The organism is Flavobacterium sp. (assembly GCF_049318185.1).
Classification (GTDB): domain Bacteria; phylum Bacteroidota; class Bacteroidia; order Flavobacteriales; family Flavobacteriaceae; genus Flavobacterium.
The window spans coordinates 1-6,063 of the sequence record NZ_JBMOGV010000121.1 but is presented as its reverse complement, the minus strand read 5'-3'; the positions used below and the strand labels follow the sequence as shown (position 1 = coordinate 6,063).

Annotated in this window: 9 protein-coding genes; 1 reads left to right on the top strand and 8 read right to left on the bottom strand. The window is 31.3% G+C overall.

Translation table 11 applies throughout. The annotated features are described in order from the left end of the window. The 3 genes from ACOYLT_RS09810 to ACOYLT_RS09800 form a co-directional block, all read right to left on the bottom strand. Positions 1-119 (bottom strand): sigma-70 factor domain-containing protein (locus ACOYLT_RS09810; protein ID WP_422853675.1); only part of this gene is annotated, 119 nt, incomplete at its 3' end. A gap of 141 nt (positions 120-260) precedes the next feature. Then, positions 261-533, bottom strand: a complete 273-nt coding sequence (locus ACOYLT_RS09805) for a DUF2752 domain-containing protein (RefSeq protein ID WP_422853674.1) — start codon at positions 531-533, stop codon at positions 261-263. 48 nt (positions 534-581) lie between these two features. Further along, positions 582-950, bottom strand: coding sequence for a TM2 domain-containing protein (locus ACOYLT_RS09800; protein WP_422853673.1), 369 nt, complete (start codon positions 948-950; stop codon positions 582-584). Between the two features lie 51 nt (positions 951-1,001). On the opposite strand from ACOYLT_RS09800, the gene ACOYLT_RS09795 reads away from it, so the two are divergent. Then, complete coding sequence (locus ACOYLT_RS09795) at positions 1,002-1,883, top strand: hypothetical protein (RefSeq protein WP_422853672.1); 882 nt, start codon at positions 1,002-1,004, stop codon at positions 1,881-1,883. A gap of 215 nt (positions 1,884-2,098) precedes the next feature. On the opposite strand, the gene ACOYLT_RS09790 is transcribed toward ACOYLT_RS09795, so the two are convergent. The 5 genes from ACOYLT_RS09790 to ACOYLT_RS09770 form a co-directional block, all read right to left on the bottom strand. After that, positions 2,099-2,806 carry a DUF3291 domain-containing protein gene (locus ACOYLT_RS09790; RefSeq protein ID WP_422853671.1) on the bottom strand — a complete coding sequence of 236 codons (708 nt, stop codon included), beginning with the start codon at positions 2,804-2,806 and terminating at the stop codon, positions 2,099-2,101. Positions 2,807-2,849: 43 nt separating this feature from the next. Then, positions 2,850-3,779: a class I SAM-dependent methyltransferase gene (locus tag ACOYLT_RS09785; protein WP_422853670.1), complete on the bottom strand. Its 930-nt coding sequence runs from the start codon at positions 3,777-3,779 to the stop codon at positions 2,850-2,852. Positions 3,780-3,886: 107 nt separating this feature from the next. Next, positions 3,887-4,366, bottom strand: a complete 480-nt coding sequence (locus tag ACOYLT_RS09780; protein WP_422853669.1) for a sterol desaturase family protein — start codon at positions 4,364-4,366, stop codon at positions 3,887-3,889. Between the two features lies 1 nt (position 4,367). Next, positions 4,368-4,994 carry a carotenoid biosynthesis protein gene (locus ACOYLT_RS09775; RefSeq protein WP_422853668.1) on the bottom strand — a complete coding sequence of 209 codons (627 nt, stop codon included), beginning with the start codon at positions 4,992-4,994 and terminating at the stop codon, positions 4,368-4,370. Beyond that, positions 4,988-6,063 (bottom strand): phytoene desaturase family protein (locus ACOYLT_RS09770; RefSeq protein ID WP_422853667.1); only part of this gene is annotated, 1,076 nt, incomplete at its 5' end. The genes ACOYLT_RS09770 and ACOYLT_RS09775, both read right to left, overlap by 7 nt.

Below are 6,063 nucleotides of genomic sequence, written 5' to 3'. Positions count from 1 at the left end.
GCTAATTCTACTTCTTCATCAGCAGTAATTAAGTCAACTTTTCCAATTTCTTGTAAGTACTTGTCTAAGGAAGCAGTTTCACGATTCGTTACCTGCTTGGTGATTTTGAGTTGTCTCATTTAAAATATCTCCTCTAATTTAAAGTGTTCAAATTGTTATACGTGCCTAGTTGGTTAAAAGTTACAAAAAATCTTTAATTTTTTTATAAAAAAAATAGGCAAGTATTACGTTTGCCTATTTAATTTTAATTGTCTTTTGAACTATGTTAATTTGCCTAAAAGTCCAGGTAATGATTTTCCTCTTATTTCATAAAAAGACTTAAGCCATAGAGGAAATAGCATTGGTATTACTATGAATGAAAGTTTATTAAACTCCCACGCTTTCATAAATTCAAAATGTACAAAATGCTGGGTTGCTCTAGTTAAACCGCATGCATAACATTCCATTCCTGCTAAAGTTTTAGATAGACATATTGTTTCACCTTTGTCAAAAAAGTCAGATGGCAATAGAATTAATACAAATGGAGTTAACATTGTAATTATAATTCTGGAATAAAAGACAGTTTTTTTTAACATAGAAAATTATAATGTAGTAGAATAACTTCCGTCTTTTGGTCCTAAATCACCAGTTATAATTCTAATTAAGTCGATTAGCGCCCATATTCCACAACCCCCTAAGGTTAATAATTGAACAACGCCTTGCCAAGTATAACCAAGGTAAAAACGGTGTATGCCTAAACCTCCAACTAATAGCACAAGAATAAGAGCTATCACCTGGCTTTTGTCACCTGCAGCAGCGGCAGGAGAAGATAGATCGTCTTTGTTTTTCTCAACTACAGTTGTAGTGATAGTATTAGACGTTGTTGTTCTTTCAACTGGGAAAGAAGCATACGTTGCGAAAACAGATACGAAAAGAATCGCAAACATTGAAAGCACAAATTTTAATTTCATAATTATTAGATTTATTGATTTATATTTACCAAAAATAAAAAAATAATTAATATGAAAGTATTTACATTTGTTTTATTTTATTTGTTCACCATTAATTTATTTTCTCAAGAAAAATTTGAATACTTTGGTGCTCTTAAACTAAATGGAAATGATAAAACCGTTATCACTTACAGACTTATATTTTATGAAAATAATGGAAAATTAAATGGTTTTTCAATTACTGACATTGGAGGTCCACATGAAACAAAGAATACTATTTCTGGAAGTTACAATTCAAAAAGTAAAGAAATCTTTTTCAGAGAGGAATCTATTTTATATACAAAATCACCTCTATCTCCAGATATTTTTTGCTTTATTAATTACTCAGGTAAAATTAAACTACAAAAGGATAGCAGCAAATTGACCGGAGAGTTCAAAGGTTTATATCAAAACAAAAAGAAATGTATTGATGGAACCTTAACTCTAGTAGGCTCTAATCAATTATATTCTCTTTTAAATAAGGTAAATAACAAACTTCAAAAGTCTAAGAAAGTTGATGAAAAAATAAAGCAGAAAGTGAATCCAATTTCTATTTTAGATAGTTTAAAAGTCAATAATTTGTCTAGGGGTCAAAATTTAAATGTCTTTACAAAATATAATACCCTTGACATAAAGGTATGGGACTCTAAAGTTGAAGATGGCGATGTTATAAACCTATATAATAATGATGCGTTGATTTTAAAAGAGTATGTTTTGGTTAATAATAAGAAAAATATAACCGTAAATCTGGTTAAAGGAAATAATGTATTCAAGATTGAAGCAATTAATCAAGGGGAATTACAACTTAATACGGCATCGATTCAATTAATTGATCAGGAGAGAACTTTTGATTTGGTTTCTAATTTAAAGAAAGGAGAAAGCGCTTCAATAACCATAATTAAGCAAGATGAATAAATCAATTTCTTTAAATATTCAAATTATATAACGAAAATGTCCAAATTCAAATAAGTAGATCTGGGGTATTTATAGTTAACATTGGAAGATGAAACCGCTTAGTAGAATTAAAATTACCCTGTAAATATTGATAAATAAACTTTTCCTAATCCTTTTTTTGAGTATAATGGTGAATACATAAATATTTCAACACTAAAAGGTTGGATTAAATAGGATTAGATTTCTAAAAAAATCCCAACATTTTTACCATTCCACTTCCCTAAAAATTTATAAGGAATAAATCGGGCAAACAATTCTTCCTTATACCATTTGAGTTTTCTGGTAAGACGAACAACTTCTTTGTGTTTTTCATTTTTATAAGCATAATCAATCATTTCTGACTGCGTTTTCCAAATGCTTAAAGTCGCTTGTTGTATTAAAGGCCATTCGCCAACACCAATAGAAAGTGCTAAACCATCATAATTTTCTAGACTTTTACTGACATTGCCTACTTTTTTCCAAAAAGAAATCAATTTGGATAGGCGAATACTAGCTCTTGTTAAAACCATAACTGGCTTGTCTAAAGCCAAAGTAGCACTGGAAACAAAAGGTTGTTTTCCATCCCATTTACCGTGGGCTTCTGCGGCATGCGCAAAAACGGTAAATGATTCGGAACTCTTAGATTTGTATTTGTTATAAAACGAATTGTTTTCAAAAAAAGTAGCAGCCTGCATTTCGGAATCCCAAATACACAATAAGGCATAGGTGCCAAAGTTGGGTTTCGAGCTAAAACCATTTTCTGCCCCTGATCCTAAAAGTTTGTAGAATACAAGTCCGTCAATGTTTTTGAAATGAGCGTGTCCTAATTGCATTTGGGACAAGGCCCAAAGTTTGTTGGAAAATGATTCCAATTTGAAAAAAGTACAAGTAGTAATTTGGCTCATGAGTTTGTATTATGTTTTGATTGATTTATGATCGTAATCCAGATTAATTTTTTTCAACTACCACTATTTGTATGCCCATTGGAAATAGTTTTTCAAATGCAAAAATAGGAAATGTAACCACTTTTAAAAGTACAAGCATCCAAAAATGATTAGACATACTACCTGACCAATCAATCCCTTTTTTTTGCATGCTGCCAAGCCACCAAAGGGTAAAGCCATCAAGAGTTCCGTATCGCAAATGTTTTTTAATTTCCCATTTGTCTTTTTGAAACAAAAGGTCAAAACTTTTTTTGGTTGGCAAAGTAATATGTCTGGGACTATGCCAACCTTGCCAATTTGATTTTTGAATTTTTGCGCTAATGCTATTATAATCAGGCACTTCAATAATTAATTTCCCTCCGCTTTTAAGACAATTATAAAGTGTTTCTATGGTTTGACTCGGGTTGTAATCGTGTTCTAAATAATGCCATAATGTAATAATATCAAATTGTTTATCAGAAACATAATCTTCAATCGCTATTTTTTTAAGTTCTAAGTTGGGAAACTTTTTGCCCTTCCAACCTGAATCCGAAAAATCAATTCCGGTGCAATTTGCCTTTAATTTTTGTTCTAACGTTTCTAAAAAACTTGGATTACCACAGCCTACATCAAGGACATTAAGATTGTTTTTTTTAAGATATTTTTTTACAAAATTAACACGGTTTAAATCTAATTTTTTTTGACTGTTAGCTACAAATGAACTGTACTTTCCCCAGGCTGCTGAACCTCTATATGGTAAATAATTATCAGTGTAATAATGGTCTAATCTTTCCTGATTTACTGGATTTGTTAAAAACACTGTTTCACAATTATTACAAATATTAAAAGTGTAAAGCTCATTATTTGTCTCATGCATAAGCGCTTTTGTACACATGTAAAAAGCACTTCCGTTTTTTTTACAAATTGGGCAATACGCAGCATTTGAATTTTCCATTTGATAGTTTAATTTATATGCAGCTTATGAAAAATATAAAAACAAACTTTAATAATAGTGTGAAAACTTATTATTAAGATTATGATAATTATTCAGATGCATGCTGTTTATGCATTAACAATTTTAGTCTGTTTTAAGGCATCTTGAATGTATTTTTTCTTAATAATTAGCATTCCAAAACTTTCTCCACCATCTTTTCCTATATTTTTATGATGCATTTTGTGTGCGCGGCGCAATGCTAAAACATAGACATTTTTTGTTTTAGTAAGTACTTTGAATCGTTGGTGTATTACTAAGTCATGTACAACAAAATAGGCTAAACCATACAGTAAAATACCAAAACCAACCCAAGTATACCATGCATACTGGTTCATCATACCATACATTATTAGCAACCAACTTGGCACGGCATAAGTAATAAAAAAGAAGTCATTTCGTTCAAACCAACTTTTATGGTCTTTTTTATGATGATCAGCATGAAAATACCACATAAATCCGTGCATGACGTACTTATGATTTGCCCAAGCCGAAAATTCAGTTAGTATAAATGTGACTAAAACAATGCTGCAATTAATTAGTATTTCCATGTTAAAAAAATATAAATAATGATGTAAAAAATATAATTTGTAAAATCAATAATAGTAAGGATACATTGCGATTGCCTTTTATAATTGTAGGGTAAAAAAAGTACGATATAAAAAAAGCAACCCCAATCCAACCCAAATAATTATGTATACCAGGCAGCCCACTTTCAAATTGCCAAAAATCGAGTTTTGGTGCCACTTGCTCAATAATTAAATCAATAAGTGTTACCAATAAAGCTGCGACAAGCAATACTATTATTTTGTTGGCAAAGATACTACTTACTATTCTAATTCCGGCACAAATAAGCATTGCCCAGTTGATAGAAATGATGAGTGGTATTTCCAGTAATTTTAAACCCAATCCATCACCATAAGAATATTTTCCAAAAATTAAGCCCGTTTTTACACCAATTACTTCTACAATAAATCCTAATAAGGCGATAGAAAAAAAGGCTATTAGGAATTTCTTATCATTTAACGGACTATGAATTAAAAAAACGAAACAACTAAGCAATAAAGTGTAGGGCGTAAAAGGACTAAAAAAAGCAGGGTTCACCACAAACCCAATTGAGCCTGAAACATAGACCAGAATTAAAAAATACAACAAATAGGATTTATATTTTTTTAGCATTTCTTTTCCCTTTCTACAATTAATTGACTCGCTATTTTTGCGCTAAAAAGGCATAGAGGAATTCCTCCCCCAGGATGCACACTTCCACCCACAAGATACAAATTTTTGATACTAGATGAAAAGTTAGCATGTCTTAAAAACGCCGCAAATTGATTGTTACTAGAATTGCCGTAAAGCGATCCGCCGTAAGACGAAGTTTGGGTTTCTATGTCAACGGGACTTAACGTACTTTCTGTAATGATGTATTTTTCGATATCGGTTGCCAGCATCGCATTAATTTTAGCAATAACATTTTTCCGAATAGCGGTTGCATAATCGATACTTTCGTTTTTATTGTGCGGTACATTCACCATTACAAACCAGTTTTCACAACCATCTGGCGCATCAGTTTTGCAATATTTTGAAGTGATATTGATGTAAATCGTAGGATCATCCGTTGGAAATTGTGTTGAAAACAAATGATCAAATTCCTTTTTATAATCATCGCTAAATAAAATATTATGCAATCCCAAGGCGGCAAATTCTTTCTTTATTCCCCAATAAAAAACATACGCACTACTTGATTTCTCTTGTTGAATTAGTTTTTTAGGAGTGTAGGATTTTGGCAACAAATACTTGTAAAGTACATGAATATCTAGATCACTTGCCACAATATCAAAGGGGTAACTCACCCCGTTACTTTTAATGGCGGATATGCGGTTATTAGCTCCAACTTCTAAGGTTTCAACAGCAGCATTATATTTAATTTCCACATTTGCTTCTTCTGCTAGTTTGACTAAATGTGTTGTAATTTGGTGCATACCTTTCTTTGGTAGATAAGCCCCAAGATTAAACTCCAAATGCGAAATCATATTCATTAAAGCAGGCGCTTTGTAGGGATTTGAACCATTGTAAGTCGCAAATCTATTAAATAACTGAATTGTTTTTGGATTGGAAAATGTTTGCGAATTTTTTTCGTGCATCGTATTGAACAAACCTAAGAACGGTGAAAATAATATACCTTTTAGAGTTTTAAGATTTATAAAATTTTTCAGTTGATGTAGCGATTGTTTCAAAAACAAATCTTCGG